This is a genomic window from Nocardioides sp. BE266, from assembly GCF_031457855.1.
Taxonomy (GTDB): domain Bacteria; phylum Actinomycetota; class Actinomycetes; order Propionibacteriales; family Nocardioidaceae; genus Nocardioides.
In genome coordinates, this window is sequence record NZ_JAURTI010000002.1 from 394753 (window position 1) to 419179 (window position 24427).

The 24427-nt window shown below is 69.9% G+C and carries 23 protein-coding genes, 1 pseudogene and 1 other annotated feature; of the genes and pseudogenes, 16 read left to right on the plus strand and 8 right to left on the minus strand.

All coding sequences use genetic code 11. The features are described 5' to 3' along the window. Positions 1–9: 9 nt before the first annotated feature. The 4 genes from J2X46_RS06250 (at position 10) to J2X46_RS06265 (ending at position 5147) form a co-directional block, all read left to right on the plus strand. On the plus strand, positions 10–552 hold the full coding sequence (locus J2X46_RS06250; RefSeq protein WP_310248167.1) for a hypothetical protein: 543 nt from the start codon (positions 10–12) through the stop codon (positions 550–552). A gap of 14 nt (positions 553–566) precedes the next feature. Continuing rightward, on the plus strand, positions 567–1145 hold the full coding sequence (locus tag J2X46_RS06255; RefSeq protein WP_310248170.1) for a hypothetical protein: 579 nt from the start codon (positions 567–569) through the stop codon (positions 1143–1145). Between the two features lie 201 nt (positions 1146–1346). Continuing rightward, positions 1347–3956, plus strand: coding sequence for an AAA family ATPase (locus J2X46_RS06260; protein WP_310248172.1), 2610 nt, complete (start codon positions 1347–1349; stop codon positions 3954–3956). 3 nt (positions 3957–3959) lie between these two features. After that, a complete protein-coding gene (locus tag J2X46_RS06265; protein WP_310248174.1) occupies positions 3960–5147 on the plus strand; it encodes a 5-methylcytosine restriction system specificity protein McrC in 1188 nt (395 codons plus the stop codon). Between the two features lie 237 nt (positions 5148–5384). Here the strand turns inward: J2X46_RS06265 and J2X46_RS06270 are convergent. After that, positions 5385–6624 (minus strand): annotated as a pseudogene (locus tag J2X46_RS06270) (IS3 family transposase). Then, positions 6216–6344, minus strand: a sequence feature (AL1L pseudoknot). It overlaps the preceding pseudogene by 129 nt. Continuing rightward, positions 6587–7027, minus strand: coding sequence for a hypothetical protein (locus tag J2X46_RS06275; protein ID WP_310248177.1), 441 nt, complete (start codon positions 7025–7027; stop codon positions 6587–6589). Before J2X46_RS06275 ends, J2X46_RS06270 begins: the two are co-directional and overlap by 38 nt. A 73-nt stretch (positions 7028–7100) precedes the next feature. Between J2X46_RS06275 and J2X46_RS06280 the strand changes: the two genes are divergently transcribed. Continuing rightward, positions 7101–7886: a nuclease-related domain-containing protein gene (locus J2X46_RS06280; protein ID WP_310248179.1), complete on the plus strand. Its 786-nt coding sequence runs from the start codon at positions 7101–7103 to the stop codon at positions 7884–7886. A 258-nt stretch (positions 7887–8144) separates the two neighbouring features. On the opposite strand, the gene J2X46_RS06285 is transcribed toward J2X46_RS06280, so the two are convergent. The 3 genes from J2X46_RS06285 to J2X46_RS06295 all read right to left on the minus strand — a co-directional run bounded on the left by J2X46_RS06285 (position 8145) and on the right by J2X46_RS06295 (position 9537). Continuing rightward, the gene (locus tag J2X46_RS06285; RefSeq protein WP_310248181.1) at positions 8145–8273 is read right to left on the minus strand and encodes a hypothetical protein; all 129 of its coding nucleotides are present in this window, start codon (positions 8271–8273) and stop codon (positions 8145–8147) included. A 231-nt stretch (positions 8274–8504) separates the two neighbouring features. Beyond that, positions 8505–9044 carry a Uma2 family endonuclease gene (locus J2X46_RS06290; protein ID WP_310248184.1) on the minus strand — a complete coding sequence of 180 codons (540 nt, stop codon included), beginning with the start codon at positions 9042–9044 and terminating at the stop codon, positions 8505–8507. Between the two features lie 25 nt (positions 9045–9069). Continuing rightward, positions 9070–9537, minus strand: a complete 468-nt coding sequence (locus tag J2X46_RS06295) for a hypothetical protein (protein WP_310248185.1) — start codon at positions 9535–9537, stop codon at positions 9070–9072. Positions 9538–9665: 128 nt separating this feature from the next. Between J2X46_RS06295 and J2X46_RS06300 the strand changes: the two genes are divergently transcribed. Genes J2X46_RS06300 through J2X46_RS06315 form a run of 4 tightly spaced genes read left to right on the plus strand, consistent with a single transcriptional unit; the run spans position 9666 to position 12797 of the window. Then, complete coding sequence (locus tag J2X46_RS06300; RefSeq protein WP_310248188.1) at positions 9666–10256, plus strand: hypothetical protein; 591 nt, start codon at positions 9666–9668, stop codon at positions 10254–10256. An 18-nt stretch (positions 10257–10274) separates the two neighbouring features. Then, positions 10275–11537 (plus strand): DUF2786 domain-containing protein, encoded by a 1263-nt coding sequence (locus J2X46_RS06305; RefSeq protein WP_310248190.1) that lies wholly within the window; start codon positions 10275–10277, stop codon positions 11535–11537. A gap of 49 nt (positions 11538–11586) precedes the next feature. Next, positions 11587–12177, plus strand: coding sequence for a TetR/AcrR family transcriptional regulator (locus J2X46_RS06310; protein WP_310248191.1), 591 nt, complete (start codon positions 11587–11589; stop codon positions 12175–12177). Next, the gene (locus tag J2X46_RS06315) at positions 12174–12797 is read left to right on the plus strand and encodes a VC0807 family protein (protein WP_310248193.1); all 624 of its coding nucleotides are present in this window, start codon (positions 12174–12176) and stop codon (positions 12795–12797) included. The genes J2X46_RS06310 and J2X46_RS06315 overlap by 4 nt, the downstream gene beginning before the upstream one ends. A 4-nt stretch (positions 12798–12801) precedes the next feature. Here J2X46_RS06315 and J2X46_RS06320 read toward each other — a convergent pair whose 3' ends face one another. Then, positions 12802–13230 (minus strand): hypothetical protein, encoded by a 429-nt coding sequence (locus J2X46_RS06320; protein ID WP_310248195.1) that lies wholly within the window; start codon positions 13228–13230, stop codon positions 12802–12804. A 119-nt stretch (positions 13231–13349) separates the two neighbouring features. Between J2X46_RS06320 and J2X46_RS06325 the strand changes: the two genes are divergently transcribed. Next, positions 13350–14879 carry a PQQ-binding-like beta-propeller repeat protein gene (locus J2X46_RS06325; protein WP_310248196.1) on the plus strand — a complete coding sequence of 510 codons (1530 nt, stop codon included), beginning with the start codon at positions 13350–13352 and terminating at the stop codon, positions 14877–14879. A 15-nt stretch (positions 14880–14894) separates the two neighbouring features. Here the strand turns inward: J2X46_RS06325 and J2X46_RS06330 are convergent, their stop codons facing one another. Then, positions 14895–15074, minus strand: coding sequence for a hypothetical protein (locus J2X46_RS06330; protein WP_310248198.1), 180 nt, complete (start codon positions 15072–15074; stop codon positions 14895–14897). Positions 15075–15365: 291 nt separating this feature from the next. On the opposite strand from J2X46_RS06330, the gene J2X46_RS06335 reads away from it, so the two are divergent. The 5 genes from J2X46_RS06335 (at position 15366) to J2X46_RS06355 (ending at position 20878) form a co-directional block, all read left to right on the plus strand. Further along, positions 15366–17261: a BTAD domain-containing putative transcriptional regulator gene (locus J2X46_RS06335; protein ID WP_310248199.1), complete on the plus strand. Its 1896-nt coding sequence runs from the start codon at positions 15366–15368 to the stop codon at positions 17259–17261. Between the two features lie 9 nt (positions 17262–17270). Next, positions 17271–18647 carry an FAD-dependent oxidoreductase gene (locus J2X46_RS06340; RefSeq protein WP_310248201.1) on the plus strand — a complete coding sequence of 459 codons (1377 nt, stop codon included), beginning with the start codon at positions 17271–17273 and terminating at the stop codon, positions 18645–18647. An 89-nt stretch (positions 18648–18736) separates the two neighbouring features. After that, positions 18737–20101: an FAD-binding oxidoreductase gene (locus J2X46_RS06345; protein ID WP_310248203.1), complete on the plus strand. Its 1365-nt coding sequence runs from the start codon at positions 18737–18739 to the stop codon at positions 20099–20101. 175 nt (positions 20102–20276) lie between these two features. Beyond that, positions 20277–20504, plus strand: coding sequence for a hypothetical protein (locus tag J2X46_RS06350; RefSeq protein WP_310248206.1), 228 nt, complete (start codon positions 20277–20279; stop codon positions 20502–20504). Next, positions 20501–20878: a PIN domain-containing protein gene (locus tag J2X46_RS06355; protein ID WP_310248208.1), complete on the plus strand. Its 378-nt coding sequence runs from the start codon at positions 20501–20503 to the stop codon at positions 20876–20878. The genes J2X46_RS06350 and J2X46_RS06355 overlap by 4 nt, the downstream gene beginning before the upstream one ends. A 131-nt stretch (positions 20879–21009) precedes the next feature. Here J2X46_RS06355 and J2X46_RS06360 read toward each other — a convergent pair whose 3' ends face one another. Beyond that, positions 21010–21633, minus strand: coding sequence for a nucleoside/nucleotide kinase family protein (locus tag J2X46_RS06360; RefSeq protein ID WP_310248210.1), 624 nt, complete (start codon positions 21631–21633; stop codon positions 21010–21012). A gap of 43 nt (positions 21634–21676) precedes the next feature. Here J2X46_RS06360 and J2X46_RS06365 point away from each other — a divergent pair, with 43 nt between their 5' ends. Then, positions 21677–24322 (plus strand): tetratricopeptide repeat protein, encoded by a 2646-nt coding sequence (locus tag J2X46_RS06365; protein ID WP_310248213.1) that lies wholly within the window; start codon positions 21677–21679, stop codon positions 24320–24322. Positions 24323–24427 lie beyond the last annotated feature (105 nt).

The window sequence follows — 24427 nt, forward strand, 5'->3', positions numbered from 1 at the left end:
TGTGACCCCATGACCTGGAAGCGCGCCGTTACTGACGAGCTGGCCCGGTCCTATCGAACAGGGCAGGAGTTCACGCTCCTCGACTTCTACGCGCGCGCCGAAGCACGGCTGCAATCGCTCTATCCCGCGAACACCACCGTGCGGGACACGATGCGCCAAGTCATGCAGCGGCTGCGTGACGAGGGCGTGCTGGACTTCCTTGGGAACGGTCGCTATGTCTATCGCGGCACCAGTGTTGCGCGACCTCCCACAGCAAGGTCACCGCTGGCTCAGGCTGTGTGGGATCTGGCGGCGCGCGTCACCGACGAGACGAAGATCGCCGCCCGCGACTACGTCGCGATTGCCCGCTCGCCCGATCCCGAGGCTGAGCTCAGGGCGCTCATCGACAGCGGGCGTGCGAGCACCACCTTCTTGGCTCTCTATCAAGGCGGCAGGCTGGACTTGAGCCTGGAGCAGTTCGTCGTCGAGCTTGGAGGCAAGTATGCGCTGGAACCACGGGTGATCGTCGCGGCCGCTGACCGCTTTGCGTACTACCAAGGAAGTGACGAGTGACCAGAGTCTGCGTGGTGCGCAACGACTCGCAACCTCAGGAGCAACTACGCACCGAGGGCATTGCCGCCATCGGCTGGGACGAGAGAATTGGCGCTGAGGCGATTGGTCGCGATTATCCAGAGGTAAAGGCTCTGGTCCGTGAAGCGCATCCAGACGTCACCGAACGCCAAGTCGGCAACTGGAGTGGCCAGGTGTGGCTCTTCTGCACGGCCATCGAAGAAGGGGACGTCGTGGTCGCGCCCGTCCGTGGCACCGGGACGATCGACCTGGGTGTTGTCTCCAGTCCGGCGTATTGGGACGCCGACGTGCCGATCTACGGATACCGACGTCCCGTGGAGTGGGTGGAGCTCGGCACGCGTCGGAGCATGCTGAGCGAGGCGAGCCAACGTAGCCTGAAAGCCCAGCTCACCTGCTACACCCATCGGTCCGGAGATGAACTGCGCGAGATCGTGGAAGCCCGACGCGGCGTCGACGCCGCTCGGGTGCGGGCTCTCATCTCGGAACTTGTCGACGACGCGTGCGGTGCCGGAGTCGATTCGGCGCCATACGAGCGGGTGCGCGATGCCGACGATCCCGTACGTGCTACGCGGTAGCTCGTGGGCCAGCCCTTCGCGGAATCCACATTCATCCAGCTCAACGCGGCCGGACAGAGGAATCGGTCCTTGGAGAGCCTGGTCGTGGACCGGGCAAAGGACCTGGGCATGCCGTCGTTCGTCGTCGCGCCCGCGACCGGCTCGAGTACTACGAAGCATGACTGTCAGCAGCGCCACGTACCGTCGCCTCGAGGAGGCAACATGACAACCGACCAGGCCGTTGAGGCACCACGGGGCATTGACGACGCTCCGCCACCGCTTCGGGCGATTGGACTGGAGTTCCTTCGCGCCATCAGTGAAGAGGACTCGGTGTTCACCCCGGGTCGGTCGATCTGGACGCTGCGCAATGCCCGGGCTCTGGAGGCGGCTTTTGTGGACAGGCCGGACGAAGGTGGCCGGTCCTTCACCGAGAAGCTCGCTGATCAGCTGGAGGGTGTCAACGACGAGGCCCTGCAGCTCTTCGCCGAGCTGTGGTATCTCAACCTCGCGCCGCTATCGGACTACCGACCGGAGACCAAGCGCCAGTTGATCGAGAGCATCCTGTTCAAGATGGCCGAGCCGGTCGCTCTTCCGTCGAATGTCCTCGAGGCCATGAACTTCGGCGCTTTCAACGGCGGCGTGGCATTCAAGACGCGCCGGCCTTTCCAGCTCGCGTTGCTGGTCAAGTTGGCCATCGCATTGCTCTCGCTGGATCGCGAAGACCGAGCCGTCGCTCTCAGTGCTCCGCGCGAATGGACAGCCGTGTTGGGGACGGTGACCTTCCCCAAGGAGCCCGCACAGCGCCGCGCAGTGTCGTGGCTGCTGTTTCCTGATTACTTCTTGTCGGTTGTCAGCAGCGGTCACCGCGCTGCGATCCGCCAAGCCTTCCAGGAACTAGTCGACGACAATGCGGTCGACCTCGATGAAGAGTTGTTCCAAATCCGAAGTGGGCTTGCGAAGAGGCACCCTGGCGGCAGCTTCTATGCGCCACCGATTGTCGACGTCTGGGATCCGGATCGCACTCGATCGGGAGTGCCAGCCACGCCCGAAAAGCTTCAGCAGCGCGCTCGATTCAAGACGCCGGGCTACGTAACGGCCTCAGCCGCGATCGCGCTGGTGCCTGAAGGCCGTTGGACTACGTACGCAGACGTCGGCGAGGTCGCGGGCCTCACGGCCGGGAACGTTGGCGAGTACGTCGGGCTCGTTGAGCACCCGAACGGTCATCGGATCATCAGGCACGACGGAACCACTTATGCCCAGTACGGCAACGGAGAGACCAGTTGGTTGCCAGAGGGAGTCACGCAACGCGATGCCTTGGAAGTCGAAGGAGTGACGTTCGACGCCGCCGGCAAAGCGGACCCCGCGCAGCGGGTCACTGCGCAAGAACTTCGAGAGTGGCTGGAAGCGAGTGGCCATGTCGCCAGGGTCAGCAGGAGGGCGTGGCTCGTCCGCGGCAACAACGTCAATGGCGTCGATCTTGTGCCCACCTGGTTGCGTGAGGGCCAGGCGACGCTGTCCGCCACGAGTCTGCGAGAGGTTGCCGCAGGCATCAGTCGCGGGGATCTCGCCCCGGTTGTGGACGAGGACTACGCACACGCGTCGTACTCCGCCAAGCGTGAGAAACTCGACGCGTTCCACGCCTTCCTGAGCCGGATGCAGCTGGGTCATGTGATTGTCACCGTGGACGCAGGCAAGCTGCATCTCGGCGAGGTGGCAGGTCCTGCCGAGTACGTCAGCAATGACGTTGACACGCATCTACGGATGCCGGTGTCGTGGCGCCCCCGAGCGCTTGACATCGACACCCTGCCGGAAGAACTTCAAGCACGACTCAAGGTGCAGCGGGACGTCCTCGACCTCACCCAGCAGTTGTCCCTCCTCGAGGAGCTCGTAGATCGCCCGGTGTTGCGGCCCGGTCCCACGAAGCTCGACTTGCCAGACGCAACCGACGAGCTGGCGGAGTCGCTGCACGTGAGCCGAGGGTGGCTGCAGGAGTGCATCGAGCTGCTGAGAGATCGTCCGCAGCTCGTGTTCTACGGACCTCCAGGAACAGGCAAGACCTACATCGCTCAGAAGCTCGCCAAGCACCTCGCGGGTGACAAGGTGCGGTTGGTGCAGTTCCATCCGTCGTACTCCTACGAAGACTTCTTCGAGGGATACCGGCCGACCAAAGACGGCGGCTTCGAGCTGACTCCTGGTCCGATGCGTCGGGTGGTAGACAGCGCCAAGGACGCCTCGTCCGTTCCCCACATGCTGATCATCGACGAGATGAACCGCGGCAACCTGGCCAAGGTGTTCGGTGAGCTCTACTTCCTCCTCGAGTACCGCGAAGAGTCGATCGAACTGCTCTACGGTGAGGGTGACTTCAACCTGCCGCCCAACGTCTTCATCATCGGGACGATGAACACTGCCGATCGGTCCATCGCGCTCGTGGATGCTGCCATGCGGCGGCGCTTCGCGTTCAAACCGCTGCACCCGTCAGAGGAGCCGACCAACGGAGTGCTGAGGAGGTGGCTGGAGGCGACCAAGCGACCGACACGGGTGGCCGATCTGCTCGACGAGTTGAATAGCCAGATCGCCGACGAGGACTTCAAGATCGGTCCGTCGTACTTCATGCGTCCGGCCGTGTACGACGACGGTGGCCTCGAGCGCACCTGGCGCACGTCGATCCTTCCGCTTCTGGAGGAGCACCACTACGGCGAGATGAGCACAGCCGATGTTGCGGCGCGCTATGGGTACGACGCGATCTCGGCGCGCGTCGACAAGAAGGTGGTGTCCGATCCTGCAGTCCTGGATGCCGCGACCCCCGCGGAAGCGACCGGAGGTGAGGTGTAACCGGTGCGCATCCTGGAGCTCACCGAAGGTCAACCAAGCAAGCCCGTCACGCTCACCGACGACGAAGCGTTGGCGCTGCTCGAGTGCGAGCTCGGCGTGGTCAACCGAACCCCCGGCGCGAGGACCTGGGACGTGCAAGCGGGACGCAAGGTCGGCGTGGCGCGGATCGGTGACCTGCAGGTCGTGGTTCGCCCGAAGATCCCGGTCGATCGCCTGGTCTTCCTGATGAGCTACGCCCGACGTCCGAAGTTCTGGCGCGACCGATCCGTGTTGGTGGACGTGGAATCCGACCTTGTCGAGGCGCTCGCGGAGTCGTTCCGTCGGGCGGCGACCACCGCGCTCGAGCAGGGTCTGATGCACGGATACACCTCGATCGACGAAGCGCTGCCCCTCGTCCGGGGACGAATCCGTGTGGGGGAGCAGATCAGCCGCCGCTTCGGCCGGATGCTGCCCGTGGAGGTGTCCTACGACGATTTCACTGTCGACATCGCCGAGAACCAACTGCTGTTGTCGGCAGCGCTACGCCTGCTGCGTGTGGAGAAGCTCCGCCCCAAGACGCGCCACGCGCTTCAGCGTCTCCGCCTCGAGCTCACCGGCGTCACGCCGATCGCTCGAGGATCCATGTTGCCGAGATGGCAACCGTCGCGGCTCAACACGCGCTACCAGCCAGCGCTCCACCTGGCCGAGGTCATCTTGGCCGGCGACTCCTTCGAGCAGCGAGTGGGCAGCCTCCACGCCAGTGGCTTCGTCTTCGATATGTGGCGGATCTTCGAGGACTTCGTCTGCGTTGCACTGAAGGAAGTCTTGGCTTGCAAGGGCCGGGCTCAGCTGCAGCACCAGATGCACTTGGATCGAGACCAACAAGTGCAGATGAAGCCTGACTTCCTCTGGACGTCGTTCTCCGGCCAGCGGATCGTCGTAGACGCCAAGTACAAGGCAGAGAAGCCAGAGGGTTTCCCCAACGCCGACCTCTACCAGCTCCTGGCGTACTGCACGGTGCTCGGTTTGCAGCAAGGGCACCTTGTCTATGCCAAAGGCAACGACGAGCCTGCCGTCCACCGAGTGGTCGGAACCGACGTCACCATCGCGGCGCACACGCTGGACCTGACCCGACCTCCGGAGGAACTGCTGGCACAGGTGAAGCACCTGGCTGACGAGCTGGCCGCGGCGCCTGCTCGTCGAGTGCTGTAGCGCCAGGAGCACCAAGAGGGTTGTGCAAGCGCACTTCGCGAGCGACACGGCGCCGCGCTGGCTGGGCTGAGCGACCCTGCATCACCGTGTGGGCGCTGTCATGTATCGCTACCGGTGCTCGGGTGCGGCAGGTGAGGTCGGTCTCCACCGTGGGAGGTGCTTGGTGATGCTTACCTGGCGCAAGGCATGACAACGGTTTGAACCGCCCCGGATTTTCCGGAGGCTGGGTTTGGTGGCTCAGCCGGTCGGCGTGAGCTGGTTTCTTGCAGCGTAGTGAAGTTCTTCGGCCTCGACCGGGGTCAGGTCCTCTATGGCCTCGTGCGGTCGCTCGTTGTTGAAGAAGTCGACCCAGTTGAGGGTCTCGAGCTCGACGTGCTCGACGCCGCGCCAGGGTCCTTCGGGACGGATCAGCTCGGCTTTGTAGAGCCCGATCTGGGACTCAGCGAGCGCGTTGTCGTAGGCATCGCCCACCGACCCGACAGAGGGGTCGACGCCCTCGTCTACGAGCCGTTCGGTGAAGGCGAAGCTGACGTACTGCGACCCGGCGTCGGTGTGGTGGACCAACCCCGACAGATCAGTGATGCCGGCCTGCTGGCGGGTCCAGATCGCGTGTTCGAGGGTGTCGAGGACCAGATCGGTCGTCATCCTCGTCGCTGCCCGCCAACCCACGATGCGCCGGGAGAAGACGTCGAAGATGAAGGCGACGTAGACCGTGCCGGACCAGGTCGCGACGTAGGTGAAGTCCGCGACCCACAGCTGGTTCGGTCGTGCGGCCCAGAACTGCCGGTCTACCCGGTCCAGTGGTCGTTCGGCCGAGGGGTCGGCGATGGTGGTGCGGACCTTCTTCAGTCGTAGTGCGCCTTCCCAGCCCTGCTGGCGGTAGAGCCGCTCGACCGTGCACCTGGCGACGTCGTGTCCTTGCCGGCGAAGGTGGAGCCACATCTTGCGTGACCCGAACCGCGCCAGCAGCCGTTGCCGGCCCCGTTCGGCCGCGATCACCGCGACGATCTCGGCGTCGCGCCGCTCACGCCGCGAGGGACGCCTGGACCTGGCTTCGTAGTAAGTCGACGGGGCGATCTTGATCCCGTGCTCGGCGAGCACACGACAGATCGGCTCGATCCCGTAGTCGGCCTTGTGGGTGTCGATGAAGTCGATCAGTACCTGTTGGGGCGGTCGAGCTCCGCCGCGAAGAAAGCCGAGGCACTCTTCAAGATCTCGTTCGCTCGACGCAGCTCGGCGTTCTCCCGCTTGAGCGCCTTGACTCGGCGAGCTCCTCGCTGGTCTTCCCGGCCCGGACACCGCCATCGACCTCGGCCTGCCGGACCCACTTGCGAACCGACTCGGTCGAGGTGATCCCGAGCTTCGCCGCGATCGACCTGATCGCTGCCGCCTCGTGCGGATAGTCCGCACGCGACTCCATCACCATCCGCACCGCGCGCTCACGCAGCTCGGGCGGGTACTTCGAGGGACGTGCCATGAGAGTGATCCTTCCAACGAATCAGCTCTCCGGACATCCCGGGGCGGTTCAGGTCGTCGATTGCGTGCTCGGTCTTCTCGGCGTGTCGAGCGCCGACCCACGGAAAGCGCGAGCCGCACGCCTTCCACGGCAGGACCAAGCTGACGTACGTCGTGGCGCCGATCTGGGCTTGGGCGCTCGCGGGGTGTGGGTCGGGGCTCGATGACATCGGCAGCCGGCTGGCGATGGCGGCCCAGTGGCGCCGGGCGGCTATTCGCGATTGGGTCATGTGTAGCGCGTAGCCGGGCAGGCTCGTCCGTTCATTGACTTCGGTCAGCAACCAGACGTCGCAGTCGGCATCGAGCATCAACGCGCGGTGGTCGTCCGACCAGCGACCAGCGAGGTTCCAGGTTCCGATGCGCACGGCCGCATCATGGCGGATTCGCCTGCGAGCGGCGGTCTCTTTACCTAGGGTCGTGCGCCGGGGGGTGGTCGGGATGACTGCGGGAGAGTCCGCGTACGACGTTGCCAGGCGGCAACGCGAGAAGGCCGAGCGGCTGCAGAAGTCGGCTGCGCTGTGGGAGCAGGGCGCCGAGGGCGAGGTTGCGGTGGCCCGCGCGCTCGAGGCTCTGCCTGAGGCGTGGGTCGCTCTGCACGACCTCGCCTGGCCGGGGCGCCAGCGCGCGAACCTCGACCACGTCGTGGTCGGTCCGGGCGGTGTCTTCGTCGTCGACGCGAAGAACTGGTCCGGTCGCATCGAGGTGCGTGATCAGGTCCTGATGCAGAACGGTCGCAAGCGGGAGTCGACGATCACCTCGGCCGGCGAGGCGGCGATCGCGCTGCAGGCCGTCGTCCCGACGCCGACGTCGTGTACGAGTGTCCTGTGCTTCGTCCGCGACGAGCCGCTCAGCGAGTGGTCGCGAGACGTGATGATCTGCTCGACGCAGAACCTCACCGAGATGCTGACCTCGCGGCCCGCTGTGCTAAGCCCCGACGACGTACAGGCGTGCGTCGAGGCGGTACGCGTGGGCACCGTGCGCACCCCCGCTGCGCCGCGCGCCCAGCGAGCAGCGCGACCGCGCAAGAGGAGTCGTCCCGTTGCGGCTCTCGTCGGTGCGCTCGTCCTGCTCGCTGCGATCGGCAGCGGCAGCCTCACCAAGGCGTCCGAGTGGTTCAGTGAGCAGTTCGTCAGCACCATCGTGGACACGCCGTCCGAACCCGCGCCGACCAAGGACGCGAAGCACAACAAGCAGCGCAGGGAGCGGCAGGACAAGCAGCGGTAGGTCCCCCGTCTCGACCATGTACGCCGCATCACCGTGTCGCGGTGTAGGTGCCCTCGCCGGAGACGGCGGCGACGACGCCGGCGCCCTCGGGCTTCGCAGCGGCCAGCAGTTGGCCCTCGCCCGACCCAGTGCGCCAGGCGGAGAGGCAGTGACCGGCGAGGGTGGCGTTGCGGCCGAGAACGGTGGGGGCCGGGGGTCACACCTCGCGACGAGCTGCACGTAGCAACACGGGCGCCCCGGCGCGTACGGACCAAACCGTCAGGGAGCGACGCGTGGGCGTAGCGGGACGAGGTAGGGCGGGGCGCCGACGAGGCCGATCGCCTCGTCGAAGGCGGTCGCGGAGACCTCGGCGTCGGACCCACGCGCGCGGGTGCTCGGCGTCGCCACGCGCTTTGGCGAGGGCCTCGAGCGCCTCGCACTGGTGGACGCGCAGGGGTGCTGCGACAGACGCCTCCGTGGCGGGCACCGTTGACGCATCCTGGTCGGCTCGGGGAGTCACCTGGCGAGCCGCCGTGCGCCGCAGGTGTGTCGGTGCGTGGTGTCACGGCCCGGGTCTCGATACGCCGCTCGTTCCTCGCGGCGACTCGACCACCGAGCGTGTGCCGGAGCCTTGACCGATCAGTCGACGAGGCTCTGGGGCGTGAGTGAGACCGGGAACGGGTGTGCCGCCGTGAAGGGCTCTCCACCCGACAGCGCGGCGACCTCGACGTACGCTCCCTCGTGCAGCTCCCACGCGGTGATGGCCGGCGCTTCCGGGTCGGCCACCCAGTAGGACAGGCAGCCGGCCGCCTCGTAGCGAGCTCGTTTGAGGCTGAGGTCGACCAGGCGCGTCGACGGTGAGAGCACCTCGATCGCGAGGAGCGGCGCGGTGGGCAGGTGGCGCTGCGTCAGGTCACTCACGCGACAGACGAGCACATCGGGCTGAAGGACCGTGTCGTCAGCCAGGCGTACGTCGAACGGCGCGGAGAGCACCTCGAGGCCGTCAGCAGCCGCATCCATCAGTGCCCTCATGAGCCTGGCCACGGCACGCTGGTGTCGCCACGACGGCGCCGGCGTCACGATGAGGGTGCCGTCGATGAGCTCGTACCGGTGCCCGTCATCGGGCAGGCCGTTGAGGTCGTCGGCGGTCAGCGGCCGACTCTGCGGCAGGACGGTCACGCTCACAAGGGTGCCCCATCCCGGCTCACCCGGCCACCATCGCCGGCTGGTGGCCGCCATGGTGGGACCACAGCGAGCACCAGCCGTGCTCGGTGACCACGATCAGGTCACGGTCGAAGGCGGCGGAGTTGTGGTTGCTGTAGCGCCATCCGGAGGCCCAGCGCTTCTCCTCTTCTCCCCATCCGTTGATCCCGGACCGCACGATCACCGTGACGAGAATGGAAGCCGAGTCGTCCGACCGGGGCGGGATCGCCAGCTTCCAGACCCGGTCGTAGAGCAGGTCCGACCTGCCGCGGTGCCCCTCGTCGATGTCGACCGGCAGAGGCGTGAGCTCCTCGAGCGCGAGAAGCCGCTGCGTGGTCACGGGTTGGTGCACGAGCGCGAGGTACACGCGTCCGTCGCTGAGGGGTACTGCTGCTGCAATCTCCTCGAGCAGTCTCTGCGGGTCGCGAAGCTCGTACTTGGCGAGGACGTCGTCGATGTCAGTGGTCATGGCTTGAGCGTGGCGCGCCGGCTGGTCGGGTGCAGCCAGTCATCCACAGGAGTCCGCACGAGGCCGTTCTCCACAGCCTGGGGCAGCCGTCGTGGCGCCCGACCACGTCTTCAGCCTTTGCTGTGGGCATGGGATACACGACCGACTTCCTCGGACACATCGACATCACCCCGAGCCTCAACGAGGCCGAGCAGGCCTACCTGTCGGCTTTCAGCCTGACGAGGCGCTACGACCGGGAGGAGGGGCCCTACTACGTCCCTCCCAACCCCTACGCCGACCAGGCTTCGGACGACACCGATCGCACCAACCGTCCAGCGCCCGGGCAGCCGCAGCTCTGGTGCAGGTGGGTGCCCTGCTGGGACGGCTGCTGCCTCGCGCTCGACGGCGAGGAGAAGATCTACGAGCCCACCCGGTGGCTGGACTACTTGCTCCAGCACTTCCTGGTGCCCGGCGCCGAGGCGTCAAGGTCCGGTCTGGAGGTCTTTGATGACTTCACCTTCGACCACCGCCTCGACGGTCTCGTCGTCGGGTGCCGCCGGGACAACAAGGAGCTCTTCGAGATCAGGGTCGAGGACAACGTCATCAGCCAGCACGTCCTCAGGAAGGCAGACCCCCGCTATCTCGACTACCCGCCGCTGCCCTACGAGGAGGTCATCGACCGCGACCGTCGACAGACGTCCCGACGCCGGTCCGGCAGCCGTCGGCTCAGGACCGTGTGAATCCCGGGGGAGCGCGCGATGGGCGTGAACAACAAGAAGCGCAGGGCTGCGCGCGAACGGAAGCGGGCCCGGGACCGCGCCAGGGCCGGGTTCTCGCAGGCCGATGCCGACCCGGCCTCTGCTTGGGATGCTGCGCAGGCCATCGAGCTGGTCGAGGTGAAGGTCCGCGCTGCCGTACGCCGACTGGGTGCGCGCAGACTTGATGATGAGGTGCTGGCGGCGTCGGCTGAGCACCTCCAGCGATCGGTGACCCCGGCCCCTGCGCACGTGGTGCACATCGTCGTGGCCGAGCTGCTGGTCCACGTGACTCGTGGCGTGACCTCGGCGGGCTGGCCACCGGGAGACCTGGCGCAGCTCGTCCGACGCCACCTCGGGGAGCGGCACCTGCCGACGCTCGTCGGTGCCCTGCACGAGGAGGGCCGCGATGGGCAACGGCGAGACCATGCGTGGGTTGCGGCGGTGAACGCCGTCGGTCCGGAGCGGCCGCTGGTCGTCGACTCGCCGGACGACCTGGCGTCGGCGCTCGGCCTCGCCGCCTTGTTGTCCCACGCGCCGCTGCTCACCGACGCCGTCGATGCCGGCACTCCGTTCGCTGGCGCGACGGATCACCCCAAGCTCGCGCAGGTCCGCGCGCTGCTTGCCAAGGCCGAGTCCACCGACTTCGAGCACGAGGCGGAGGCGCTCTACGCCAAGGCCCAGGAGCTGATCACCCGATACGCCCTGGGACGGTTGGTGGGTGATCAGGAACGGCCGACGGACGCCCGATCACCGCGTGTCCGCCGCATCTGGCTGGACGCCCCCTACGTCGCTGCGAAAGCGAGCCTCGTGGCCGCCGTCGCATCTGCCAACCGCTGCCGCACGGCCTTCGCGCAGCGGTACGCCTTCATTGTCGTGGTGGGGGCGATCGGCGACCTCGACGCAGTCGAGCTGCTGACGACGTCGCTCCTGGTCCAGGCCGACCTGGCGATGGCACGTCACGGCAGCCGGAACACAGTCGGCGGAGTGTCTCGGACGAGGTCCTTCCGGCAGTCTCTCCTCACCGCTTATGCCTCCCGCATCGGTGAGCGCTTGCGCGAGGCCAGCGAGTCGGCGGCTCGCGCCGGCGGCCACCTGCCTGTGCTGCGCTCGCAGGAGGAACGGGTGGCGGAGGAGTTCGACCGGCTGGTGCCCCATACGCCGGGGAGGCCAGCAAGCGTGAGCAACGGCGACGGATGGCGTGCCGGACGCGTTGCCGCCGATCTCGCACAGCTCGACGTCCACCGAGGGCTGAGCGCGGGCTGAGATGGCGGAGTCCTGGCGCTGAGTTACTCAGCCGACGTATGGTTTACTCATGCAGGTAACAGAGCGCTCGGCCGCCGCCACCGCCCGCCGTGCCCAGATCCTCGACGCGACGATCGAGGTGGTCGCGGCCGAGGGCTACTCCAGCGCGTCGTTCAAGCGGATCGCCGAGCACGCGCGCCTGTCGAGCACGCGGCTGATCAGCTACCACTTCGCTGGCAAGGACGACCTCGTCGCGGCGCTCGTCGAGCGCGTGATCACCGGCATCGGCGAGCACGTCGGCGCGCTGGTGATGGCGGAGGAGAGTCCGAAGGGAAGGCTGAGGGCGTACATCGAGGGGGTCGTCGGCTACTCGGACACCCATCGGAGCGAGATGTCCGCACTGCTCCAGGTGGTGCTCTCCGGCGCGTGGGGCGAGGGCAAGCCGGCGCCGAGCGACGTCAGTCACCTGGAGCGGATCCTCGAGGACGGGCAGCGAGCGAAGGAGTTCCGCAGCTTCGACCCCAAGGTCATGGCGACCACTGTCCAGCGTGCCGTGGAGGGGGTTCCCTTCATGCTGCAGGCCGACCCTGACCTGGACTGCGCGGCGTACGCAACAGAGCTGGTCGAGCTGTTCGACCGGGCCACGAGGGCCGACGCATGACCCTGTTGCGGCCGGTCATCGGGATCGTCGGGTCTACAGCCCTCTACTACCTCATGCGTCACTTCGGTGTCAGCGTGTACGCCGCGCTCGTCGTCGGCGCGGTGCTGTCGCTGGTGCCGGCGTGCGTCTCGCTCATCCGTGGCAACCGGCCGGGCGGGCTCGAGGCGTTCTTCACGGTCCTGCTGTTCGCGAGCTTCGCGATCTCGCTGCTGCCCGGCGACGAGCGGTTCCTGCTCGCCAAGGACGCGCTGATCACCGGCGGGGTCGGCTTCTGGTTCCTCGCCAGCCTGCGGTGGGCGGACCGGCCGCTGGCGTACCAGTTCGCGAAGCCGATGGTCGAGGGCCGGCTCGGCTGGGTGGGCGACTGGGAGGAGCGCTGGGAGCGGGACGAGTGGTTCCGCCGGATGTGGCGTACGTCGAGCGCGCTCTGGGCGGCGGGCACGTTGCTCGACGCGGTCGCGCGGGTGGTGATGGCGTACACGCTCCCGGCCGATGCGGTGCCGGGACTCAATCTGGCGATGTACGTCGCCACGGCGGTCGTGCTGAACGTGGTGACGACGGTCGTCTACGTGCGCGCCGGGGCGATCGGCGGACGACGCCGCGTGCCGAGCCAGGCGTAGCGGCTCACGCCGTGGCGGCCAGGGCGTCCAGCTCGTCCGGCGGGATCGGACGGATCGCCCCCTTCGTCGCGAGGTGCACGACCTCGCACGGCACTGCAGCCGCGCGAGCCGCGTCGTAGAGCGCCGATGCCCAGCGGCGGTCGAGCGCGGTGATGAACCCCGAGCCGGGACGCGAGAGCAGGAAGGCGAAGCGGGCACCGGGGATGACGTCGGCCTCCAGCCTCCTCAGGATGAAGGCGAGGTTCTCGATGAGCTCCGGGTCAGGCTCGTCGGCCTCGGTGATCTCGGTCAGCTGGGGCACGGGGACGTCGTCGATGACGAACATCATCCAGACGGACCGCCCGCCGAAGGACTGCGGCCGCATGAGGTGGCGCCAGGCGGCCTCGAGGTCGGTCTGGGATCGGATGGTGGGAGCGAAGGGTTCTCTGGTCATGCCCCGACCCTGATCTCCGCGTGGCGCTTTGGCGAACGGCCTTCCACAGGCGTGGCGGTCATCCACAGATTGCTCATCGGGGGCTGTGCCGGGCGGCTCGCGTCCCTAGCGTCGAACGGGTGAAAGCTCTCGGGATCCTCGTCGTGCTCGTCCTCGTGTCCGGCTGCTCCGGCGGCACCGCCGATCGGGGTGGAGGTGCTCGCTCGCAGCCGGACGCCGCCGCTGCGAGCGAAGCAACCTCGGTGATCGACGCAGCGCCGACCAACGCGAGACGCGTCTGGTCGGCACGCCTCGACGCACTCCAGGCACCGGTCGCTGCGGGCGACGTCGTGGTCGTCCCGGTCGCCGCACGGGGCGACGAGATCGACGTCGTCGCGCTCGACCGCGCGGACGGCGCCGTCCTCTGGCGCCGGCCGCTCATGGTGGTCGACGCCAGCGTCGGCGCGTACCTCGGGGACCTCGTCCACGAGTCCGAGGACGGGGAGACGTACGTCGTCATGCAGCAGGCGGGGACGGGTCGCCAGCTGCGGCCCGGTGCCAGGCTGCCGTACCTCGCCGTCGACCCCAGGTCGGGCAAGGTGCTCGCCCGTACGCGGCCCGTCGTTGCGCAGTTCGGTGCGCCGGCCTGCGACGACGGGCTCGACGTGTGCCTGCGGATCTCCGCGGACGACCGCTTCGAGGAGACGCGGTGGGTGATGGGGTCGTGGGAGCTGCGGCCCGAGAAGGACCGCCTCCCCGCTGGCACCAACGCGCTCGCCCCGGGCTCCGACGTCTACACCGTCTACGGCCCCGTGCAGCAGTACGCCGTCGCCAAGGCGATCGGTCGGGCTGGGCCGACCTCGTGGCGCGTCCCTCAAGGTCGGATCACCGGCAGCCGGACGTGGTTGGTCGACGACGATTCCGGGTTCGTGGACGAGGAGGCCGGCGTCGCGGTCGTGCAGCTCCTCCCTCTCACGGACGATGCAGATGTGCGCCGTTACGAGCGGGGCGAGGTGGTCCGCCTCGACCTCGCACACAGGCGTACTGCCGGGCTCGACCTCGAGACGGGGAAGGTGCTCTGGCGACACCGTGGGGCTGACATCCGATGCCTGGACCTCACGCGCTGGGAGGTGCCCGTGCGGTGCTCCTTCTCGGGCAAGCGGTCCTACCAGGAGGACCGGGATCCGCGGTTGGTGTCGGCGCACGGGTGGATCGAGGGCTACGACCCGCGCACCGGCGAGACAACGTGGCGCCAGGAGCTGGGCGCACGGGCCGTGCACACTCTCGTGCTCGACATCCTCACGATGGATGCCCAGGTGGACCGGGTCGTCGACGCCGACGACCTGGCGATCGTCCCGACTCCTGATGGCACTCGGCTGGTGTCGCTGGTCGACGGATCGTCCCGTGAGGTCGATGCCGCGGAGCCGCTGCTCTGTGAGGCCACGACGCCGTTCCGGCACCGGTTCGACGACAGCACGGGGGTCGTCGGGTTCGGAGACGACCGGAAGCGATCGTTCGTCGAGCCGTGTCTGGCCTCTGGGAAGTCGCTCGGTCGATCGGCGATGGACCGGCTCGGAGTAGCCGCCCTGCTCACAGGAGGCGTCGACGTCGGCGAAGGCATGCGGGTCCTGGCGAGCCGGCACGCGGTCCAGGGCTACCAGCTGTCGTAGCGGCCTGCGGCTGCGTCAGGCGCCGAGCGCGTCGAGGCCGTGGTAGACGGCGAACGCCGGCCACACGATGCCCTCGAGGATGGCGAGGACGTGCTGCCAGAAGCCGTCGGCCTGCATCCAGAAGTAGACCCAGGCGCCGAAGATGCCGAAGCCGTAGAGGGCGTTGCCGGCGTGGCCTGTGGTGGTGGTGCTCATGGTGGTGCTCCCTTCATCTCCACGCTAGGTGGGCAGAGGGGCACGCGGCAGGGACCTTCGGGCACGTCTGGCGGGAGGTTCGGCGGTTTGGGCTGAGAGGTTTCGAGGCTCGCTTCGCTCGCACCTCAACCACCAACGGCTGAGGGTCTCGATACGCCCGCTCGTTCCTCGCGAGCTACTCGACCACCTAGGTCGGGAGCCGGGAGAGAGGGAGAGGACTGTGCCCAATTTCGGGGCGGCGCTCGGGCGCGGAACGGCCCTATCCTCGACGGAGTCGACGCGAGGAATGGGGTGGAGGGGCAGCCGGTACTCAACCTGCAGGTGCTCGGCGAGCTCACGGCCACGCGGGACGGCGCGGTCGTGGACCTCGGCGGGCGCCGTCAGCGCGCCGTGCTGGCGGGGCTGGCGATGCAGCGCGACCAGGTGGTGCCGGCCGATCGACTCGTCGACTGCGTCTGGGGCGACCACCCGCCTGCCAACGCCAACGGTGCGCTGCAGGCGTACGTCAGTCACCTGCGCAAGCGGCTCGAGCCGGACGCGAGTGCGCGTCAGCGAGGTGGGGTGATCGCCCGCGCCGGACCGGGCTACGTCCTGCGCCTGGAGCAGGACGCCGTCGACGCGTGGGCCTTCGAGCGCGACGTCGAGTCGGCCGCGGGCCAGGCGCCGGCCGACGCCGTGTGCACGCTGGACACAGCGCTGCGGTCGTGGCGCGGACCGGCGTACGCCGACTACGCGGGGGAGCCGTGGGCGGAGGCCGAGATCGCCCGGCTGACCGAGCTGCGCGGGGTCGCGCGCGAGCGGCTCCTCGGCACCCGGCTCGAGCTCGGCGAGGCCCAGCTCGTGATCGGCGAGCTCGAGGCGCTGGTCAAGGAGGACCCCCTGCGCGAGGAGCGCTGGCGGCTGCTGACCCTGGCTCTCTACCGGGCGCACCGCCAGGCCGCGGCGCTCGAGTCACTGCGCCGGGCGCGTGCGGTGCTCGCCGACGAGCTCGGTGTCGACCCGGGCCCGGCCCTGCGTGCGCTGGAGGCAGAGGTCCTCGCGCAGTCACCGGGCCTCGACGGGCCGGGGTCTCGACTGAGCTCGACCACCGTGGTGAGCTCGACCACCGTGGCGGTGAGCATCCCGCGGCCACGCACTCCCGACGGGCTCGTCGAGCGCGACCACGAGGTCGGAGTGCTGCGTCAGATGATCGGCGACCTCGCCGCCGGGAGCTCCGGCTGCCTGCTGGTCGAGGGCCCGGCCGGGATCGGCAAGTCCCGCCTGCTCGACGAGGTACGCCGCCTCGCGGTGGCCGCCGGCGTGTGGGTCCGGTCGGCGCGGAGCAGCGCGCAGGAACAGGCCTTCGAGTGGGGCGTGGTCCGGCAGCTGTTCGGCCCCGGCGCCGACGACGCCGTCGGGAGCGCCGACCGGTACTCCGCGTTCCGCGACCTCTTCGGGGTCGTGAGGAGGCTCGCCGACGACGCGCCGTTCGTGATCTGCGTCGACGACGTCCAGTGGTGCGACGAGGTGTCGCTGCAGCTCCTCGGCTACCTGGTCAGGCGACTCGAGGGACTTGCCGTGCTCGTCGTCCTCGCCGTGCGGACCGGCGAGCCGCACCAGGCCGACGTGCTCGCCGAGCTGGTCGCCGACGAGACGACGGACGTCCTCCACCCCCAGCCGCTCACCGAGCAGGGCACGGCTGCCCTGGTGACCGACCGGCTCGGCCGCGGGGCCGACGCGTTCGTCGCCACCTGCCACCGGATGACCGCGGGCAACCCGCTCCTCCTGCGCCAGCTGCTGCGGGCCCTCGCCGACCAGGGCGTCCCGCCCGACGCCGCCCACCTCGACACCGTCCGGGCCGTCGGCTCGCGGGCGATCACCTCGCTCGTGGCGCTGCGCCTGCGCCGGATGCCGCCCGCGGTCACCGCGGTTGCGCGCGCGGTCGCGATGCTCGGTCCGGTGGCCGACCTGGTGAGCGTCGCGCACCTCGCGCAGCTCCCCGAGGAGGACGTCGCCAGCGCCCTCGACCAGCTCGCCCGCAGCGAGATCCTCCGCGACGGCCACCCGCTCGACTTCGTGAACCCCCTGGTCCGCGACGCGATCCACGCCGACGTACCCACGGGCGAGCGCGCCCTGCTCGTCGAGCGGCTCGGTCGGCTCAAGTCATCCTCAAGTCAGCCCGGCGACGCTGGGGTGCAGAGACAGTGAGGTGCTGACGTGCCCGACTCGACCCCCCTCCCGACCGCCGACGCGCTCCGCGGTCTGGCCGGTGGTGCCGTCCACCTGCCGGGCGACCCCCTCTACGACGAGGCCCGGATGCCGTGGAACCTCCAGGTCGACGAGCACCCCGCCGCGGTCGCCTACCCCGCCGACCCGCAGGAGGTCGCCCGGGTCGTCCGCGCCGCCGCCGCGTCCGGGCTCCGGGTCGCGCCGCAGGGCACCGGCCACGGCGCCCCGCCGCTCGCGGGACGCCTCAGCGACGCCGTGCTGCTCAGGACCTCGGCGATGACCGGGCTGGTGGTCGACGGCGCCGGTCGTACGGCGCGGGCCGAGGCCGGCGTGCTCTGGGGCGACGTGGTCGCCCGGGCCGGCCGGGTCGGCCTCGCCGGCATGCACATGTCCAGCCCCGGCGTCGGCGTGATCGGCTCGTCGCTCGGCGGCGGTGTCAGCTGGTACTCCCGCCAGCACGGCCTGCAGTGCAGCGCGATCACGGCCGTCGAGCTGGTGCTCGCCGACGGCACGTTCGTCCGCGCCACCGACGACCAGGACGCCGACCTGCTGTGGGCCGCGCGGGGCGGCACCGGCGGCTTCGGGGTCGTCACCGCCCTGGAGTTCGACCTGCTGCCGGTGCGCACGGCGTACGCCGGGATGCTGGCGTGGGACTGGCAGCACGCAGGCCGCGTGCTCACCGCGTGGGCCGACTGGACGACGGGCGCACCGGAGGCGGTGACCAGCGTGGCCCGGATCTTCCAGGTGCCCGACGACCCCGACCTGCCGACCGACATCCGGGGTCGCGGCATGGTGATGATCGACGCGGTGGCGCTCGGCGACGCCGAGGCCGGTGCGCGGGCGATCGCCGCGCTGCGCGCGCTGGGGCCCGAGATCGACACCTTCGCCCTGGTGCCGGCCGCCGACCTCGCGCACCTCCAGCTCGACCCGCAGGAACCGACCGCGGTCTACGCCAACAGCGTGCTCGTCGACGGCTTCCCGGCCGACGCGGTGGAGGCCCTCGTCGCGGTCGCGGGACCCGGTTCGGGCAGCCAGCTGCTCTTCGTCGAGCTGCGCCAGCTCGGCGGCGCGCTCAGGCGGCCGGCTCCGCGCGGCGGCGCCCTCGACCACCTGCCTGCGGAGTTCCTCGTGCTCGGCGTCGGGCTCGACGTGGGCACCGGGTGGAGCGCCGTACGCGCGGACGCGATGAGGATCCTCGACTCGCTGGCCCCGTGGTCGTCGCGCGCGTCGTACCTCTCGATGGCCTACGAGGCAGCCGCCCGGCGCGGGTTCGCCGCAGCGGCGTACGACCGGCTTCTGCGGATTCGTCAGTCTGTCGACCCCGACGGCGTGTTTGTGACGCCTCGAGCCACGCCAAACGACTGATTCCGCGACGGGGCTCAAGTCAGGCTCAAGTCGTCTGCAAGTGCGCGGGTGCACCTTCGTCTCGTCAACGACGACACAACGGAGGAAGCATGACCATCGCACAGACCAGCTACGACGCCACACCGTTTGCCGAGCTGGACGCACTCACCATCGGCACCGTCGCGGTTCCGGGGGACACGAGGTACGACGCCCTCGTCGCGCCGTGGAACGTCGCGGTCCCGGTCCGCCCGGCCGCCGTCCTCGCCGCCTTCGACGCGTGGGACGTCGTCGAGGCCGTGCAGTTCGCGGCCCGCCACGGCATCCGGGTGACCCCGCAGGCCACCGGCCACGGCCCGATGGCCGACCTGACCACCGACCTGCTGGTCACCACCAAGGACCTCGACGAGGTGGTCGTCCACCCCGAGGGCTGGGCCCGCGTGGGCGCCGGCGTGAAGTGGCTCAAGGTCGTGGAGGCCGCCGCGCCGTACGGCCTGGCGCCGCTGTCGGGCTCGATCACCGACGTCGGCATCGTCGGCTACACGACGGGCGGCGGGCTCGGCCCGATGGCCCGCACCTACGGCCTCGCCAGCGACAAGGTCCGCGCGATCGAGGTCGTCACCGGTGACGGCGTGCTGCGGAGGGTCACGCCGACCGATCACCCGGAGCTGTTCTTCGCGCTGCGCGGCGGCAAGGGGATGCTGGGCATCGTCACCGCGATCGAGTTCGACCTGGTGCCGCAGCCGCGGTTCTACGGCGGCTCGCTGTGGTTCGACGGCGCCGACGCGCCCGCGGTCATCGAGGCCTGGCGCGCGTGGTCGGAGGAGCTCCCGGAGGCCGGCACCACGTCCTTCGCCCTCTTCCAGCTGCCCGACATGGAGGGTGTGCCGCCGATGCTCGCCGGTCGGCTGACGATCTCGGTGCGCTTCGTGTGGACCGGCTCGGCCATCGAGGGGGAGCAGTGGTTCGCCGCGATGCGCGCGGCCGGTGAGGCGATCCTCGACGACGTGTCCGAGAAGCCCTACGTCGCGATCGACTCGGTCCACACCGACCCGCTCGACCCGACCCCGGCCACCGAGGCCGGGCAGGTGCTCGCCGAGTTCCCCGCGGAGGCGGCGTCCGCGCTGCTGGCGCTGACGGGCCCCGGGGTCCCGTCGCCGCAGATCCTGGTGGAGGTACGCCAGCTGGGCGGCGCCTACGCCCGGCCGGGTGAGCACCCGAGTGCCTTCGCCTCGCGCGAGGCGGCGTACTCGCTGCTGGTCGTGAGCATCGCCGAGATCCCGGGCGTCGAGGACCACGCCGACGCGATCCTCGACGCGATGTCGCCGTGGATCGGCGGCCACCGGCTGCCGAACTTCACGTTCACGCCGGAGGAGTACGTCGACGCCTATGACGAGGTCACCCTCGCGCGGCTGCGCCGGGCGCGCCGGACCTACGACCCGGACGGCGTGATGGCGATCGGCGGCGTGCTCGCCTGAGACCCCACCGCGACCCGCGGCCCCCTGGATGGTGGGGTCGCGGGTCGTGGGGTGTCCGGGGGTCTAGAACAGTTGTCCACAGATGCGCCGGAGCGTCTGGTGCCACGGCGGGCGTCGGGGTTCAGTGGACCGTATGCCACGCAGCGTGACCGCCTCGGCGCGGTATGATCACAGTATGACCGCCAAGATCGCTGTGAGCCTGCCTGACCACCTGGTCGAAGAGGCGCGCGCTGCGGTGGCGGCAGGTCGCGCCGGCTCGGTGTCGGCCTATGTCGCTGAAGCGCTCACGGAGAAGTCGCGGCGACGCACGTTGTCCGAGGTGCTGGACGAGATGGATGCCGAGCTCGGTGCGCCCGGTGCGGCCGCCATGGGCCGGGCGGCCCGCGTCCTGGATGCCCTGTGACGGGGCTGAGCCTCGATGCGGGTGCCTTGATCGCGATCGAGCGCGGAGACCCAGAGGTCCGGGCGCTGCTGCGCGAAGCGGCTGACCGCGGGCTCGAGGTCCACGTGATCCCTGAGGTCGTCGCCCAAGTGTGGCGTGGCGGATCGCGCCAGGCGCGCCTCGGCGCCCTCCTTTCGGCGCGAGGTGTGGACACGCCCGCGTACGACGTGCACGCGGCGCGCGAGGTCGGGCGCCTGTGCGGGACCGCGGGTCGTCACGACGTCGTCGACGCGCACGTCGTCTGGCATGCGCGAAGTCGTGGGCATGCTGTCGTCACGTCTGATCCCGAAGACCTGCGCGCCCTAGACCCGTCCGTGCCGATCGTGCCAGTCTGAGCGCCTCTGGTGAAGGGCCTGCGGAGGTCGGCGGCTTGTGGGGTTTCGAGGCTCGCTGCGCTCGCACCTCAACCACCGATGGCTGATGGGTCTCGATACGCCCGCTCGTTCCTCGCGGGCTACTCGACCACCTATGACATGCGGACGACGAGGTCGGCCGATCCGCGGGTCGCGGCGATCAGGCGTGCGTTGGGCTCGTCCACCTGCTCGACCCAGGCGCGGGCGGCGGCCGGTGGCTTGCCGAACTGCTCATGGCGCGCGACGAGCCGCGCGCGGCGTACGTCGTCGTCGCCATCGACGAACCAGGCCTCGGTGAGCAGCGGCCGGACGCGCTCCCAGCCGTCGTCGGGTAGCAGGAGGTAGTTGCCCTCAGTGACGACGATCCGCGCGGAGGGCTCGATCGCGATGGCGGCGGCGATCGGCTGCTCGAGGTCGCGCTCGAAGCCGGGGACGTAGAGCGTGCGGTCGGGCTCGTCGTGCAGCCGGCGCAGCGCGGCGACGTACCCGTCGACGTCAAAGGTCTCAGGCGCGCCCTTGTGGTCGCGCAGGCCCAGGCGCGACAGCTGCGCGTCTGCGAGGTGGAAGCCGTCCATCGGAAGGTGGGCGACGGTGTCGGCGGGCAGTGCGGCCAGCAGCGTCTCGGCGAGGGTGGTCTTGCCCGCTCCCGGCGCACCCGTGATGCCGAGGACCACGCGGCGGGGTGCGGCGAGCAGAACAGCGATCCGGTCGAGCAGCGAGGAGACCTCGGTGGTCATGCGGGGAGCGTAGTTGGACGGCGCCCGCCACTAGCCTGAGGCCATGGCTGTGCTGGCCGCGAAGCTGCGTGTCCCGAGATCACGTCGCGGGCTCGTCGCGCGGTCCCGGCTCACGGACCGGCTCGCGACGGACGGGCCGATGCCGCGGCTGGTGCTGGTGGCCGCCCCGGCAGGCTTCGGCAAGACCACGCTGCTCACGCAGTGGCTCGCCAGCAGCGGTGCCCGGGTGGCCTGGCTCTCGCTCGACGCGGGCGATGCGGACCTCAGACGATTCCTCACCCATCTCGTCGCTGCCGTGCAGGTGACCAGTCCCGAGGTCGGCGCCGGGTCGATGGCGCAGCTCGAGGGCGAGCCAGCCGTCGCGCACGAGGACGTGCTGGTCGGGCTCCTCGACGACCTCGACTCCCTGCCCGGCCCCACGGTCGTCGCGCTCGACGACTACCACGTGGTGGACAGCGCCGAGGTGGACGAGGCGGTCACCTTCCTCCTGGACAACCTCCCATCCCAGGTCACGCTCGCGATGGCCACGCGAGCCGACCCGCCCCTTCCCGTGGCGCGGCTGCGGGCACGCGGAGAGCTGCTGGAGGTCCGTGCTGCCGACCTGCGGTTCACCGATGCCGAGGCGACGGCGTTCCTCAACGACGTGATGGGGCTGGGCCTGGAGCAGCAGCACGTCGCCGCGCTGGCGCGACGGACCGAGGGGTGGGCGACCGGGCTGCAGCTCGCGGGTGTCTCCGCGGCGGGTGCCGCCGACCGCGGCGGCTTCGTCGAGGCATTCGCCGGCACCCACCGGTTCGTCATGGACTACCTCGTGGAGGAGGTCCTCGCCGGCCAGCCCGACGACGTGCGGTCGTTCCTCCTCGACACCTCGGTGCTGGACGACCTCAGCGGTCCGCTGTGCGACGCGCTGACCGGACGCAGCGACGGGCAGGAACGGCTGGAGCAGCTCGAGCGGGCGAACCTGTTCCTCGTCCCCCTCGACGACCAGCGGCGGTGGTGGCGCTACCACCACCTCTTCGCCGAGGCGCTGCGAGCCCGACTCGTCGCCGCCGACCCCGGACGTGCCTCGCGGCTGCACCGCGACGCCGCCGACTGGTACGCCGCCCACGACCGCTTCGACGAGGGCGTGGCCCACGCGCTGGCCGGTGGCGACCCCGAGCAGGCGGCCGACGTGGTCGAGCTCGCCCTGGCCGGCCTGCGTCGGCGACGCGAGGACCGGACCCTGCGGACATGGCTCCACGAGCTGCCGGAGGACGTCGTACGACACCGGCCGCTGCTGGCCACGCAGGCCGGGTGGGCACGGCTGTCGGAGGGTCATCTCGACGGGGTCGAGGCGTGGCTCGACGCGGGGGAGTCGGGGACGGCGAACGCTGTCGGCAGGGGCTCCGACGCGGCACGGGCGGTTCGCGAGCAGGAGCTGGCCGGCCTGCCGGGCATGATCGCGCTCTACCGGGTCACGGTCGCCCAGGCGCGGGGCGACACCGCGGGCGCGGTCACCCACGCCCGGCGCGCCCGCGGCCTCGCGGGTCCGGACGACCACTTCCTGCGAGGGGCGTCGTCGGGCTTCCTCGGGCTGGCGGCCTGGGCTGCCGGCGACCTCCCGGCGGCGTACGACACCTTCGGCGAAGCAGTCCGGCACATCGGGGCCGCGGGCAACGTCGCCGACGGGCTCGGGATGACCGTCGTGCTGGCGAGCATCGCGACCGGGCGTGGACGCCCCGACGAGGCGCTGCGCCTGCTCGAGGATGCGCTCGCGACCGCGCAGGCAGTCCCAGGGCCACCCCTGACGACCACCGGCGACGTGTACGTCGGACTCGCCACCGTGCTGGTCGAGCAGGGCAGGCTGGCCGAGGCGGAGGTGCTCCTGGCGGACGCGGCGGACCTCGGCGAACGGGCGTCCCTGCTCGAGAATCGACACCGCGCCCCGCTCGCGAGGGCCGCGCTGCACCGTGCGCGGGGCGACCTCGACGGCGCGCTCGCCATGCTCGACGAGGCGGAGAGGCTGTGGCTGCCCGGGTTCTTCCCCGACGTGCGCCCGATCCCGGCACTGCGCGCCCGGGCCCTCATCGTGGCAGGGCGCCTGGACGAGGCCCGCGCGTGGGCGTCCGCCGCGGGCACCGAAGCAGGTGGCTTCCTCGAGGAGTTCGACCAGCTGACGCGTGCCCGACTGATGGTGTCCGAGCGCGACCGTCTCGACGAAGTCGTGCGGCTGACGGAACGGGTGGCAGCGGACGCCGGGGCCGCCGGTCGTGGTGGCAGCGTGCTCGACGCACTCGTCGTACGCGCTCTCGCCCACCACGCCGCGGGTGACCTCGAGCAGGCACAGGCCGCACTGGGCGAGGCGCTCGAGCGCGGTGTGCCGCACGGACATCGACGGTTGTTCCTCGACGAGGGGGAGCCGATGCGCGAGCTGCTCCTGGCGCGGACCGACGAGCACGCCGCCACGGTGCTCGCGGCGGTCGCGGAGGACGAGCCCGCACGAACCTCACAGCAGGTCGAGGGCCTCAGCGAGCGTGAGCTCGAGGTGCTGCGGCTGCTCGCGACCGACCTGACCGGTCCGGAGATCGCGTGCCGGCTCTTCGTCTCGCTCAACACCCTGCGCACGCACACCAAGCACATCTTCACCAAGCTCGACGTGAACACCCGCCGCGCCGCCGTACGCCGCGCGGCCGAGCGCGACCTCCTGTGAGGGATCACCAGCAGGGTCACATCACGATGTGATGTGGGCTCACCACCTCGGTTCCTAGCGTCCTGGACATCGCCGGGCACCCCGCCCGGCAGGACTCAAGGAGCC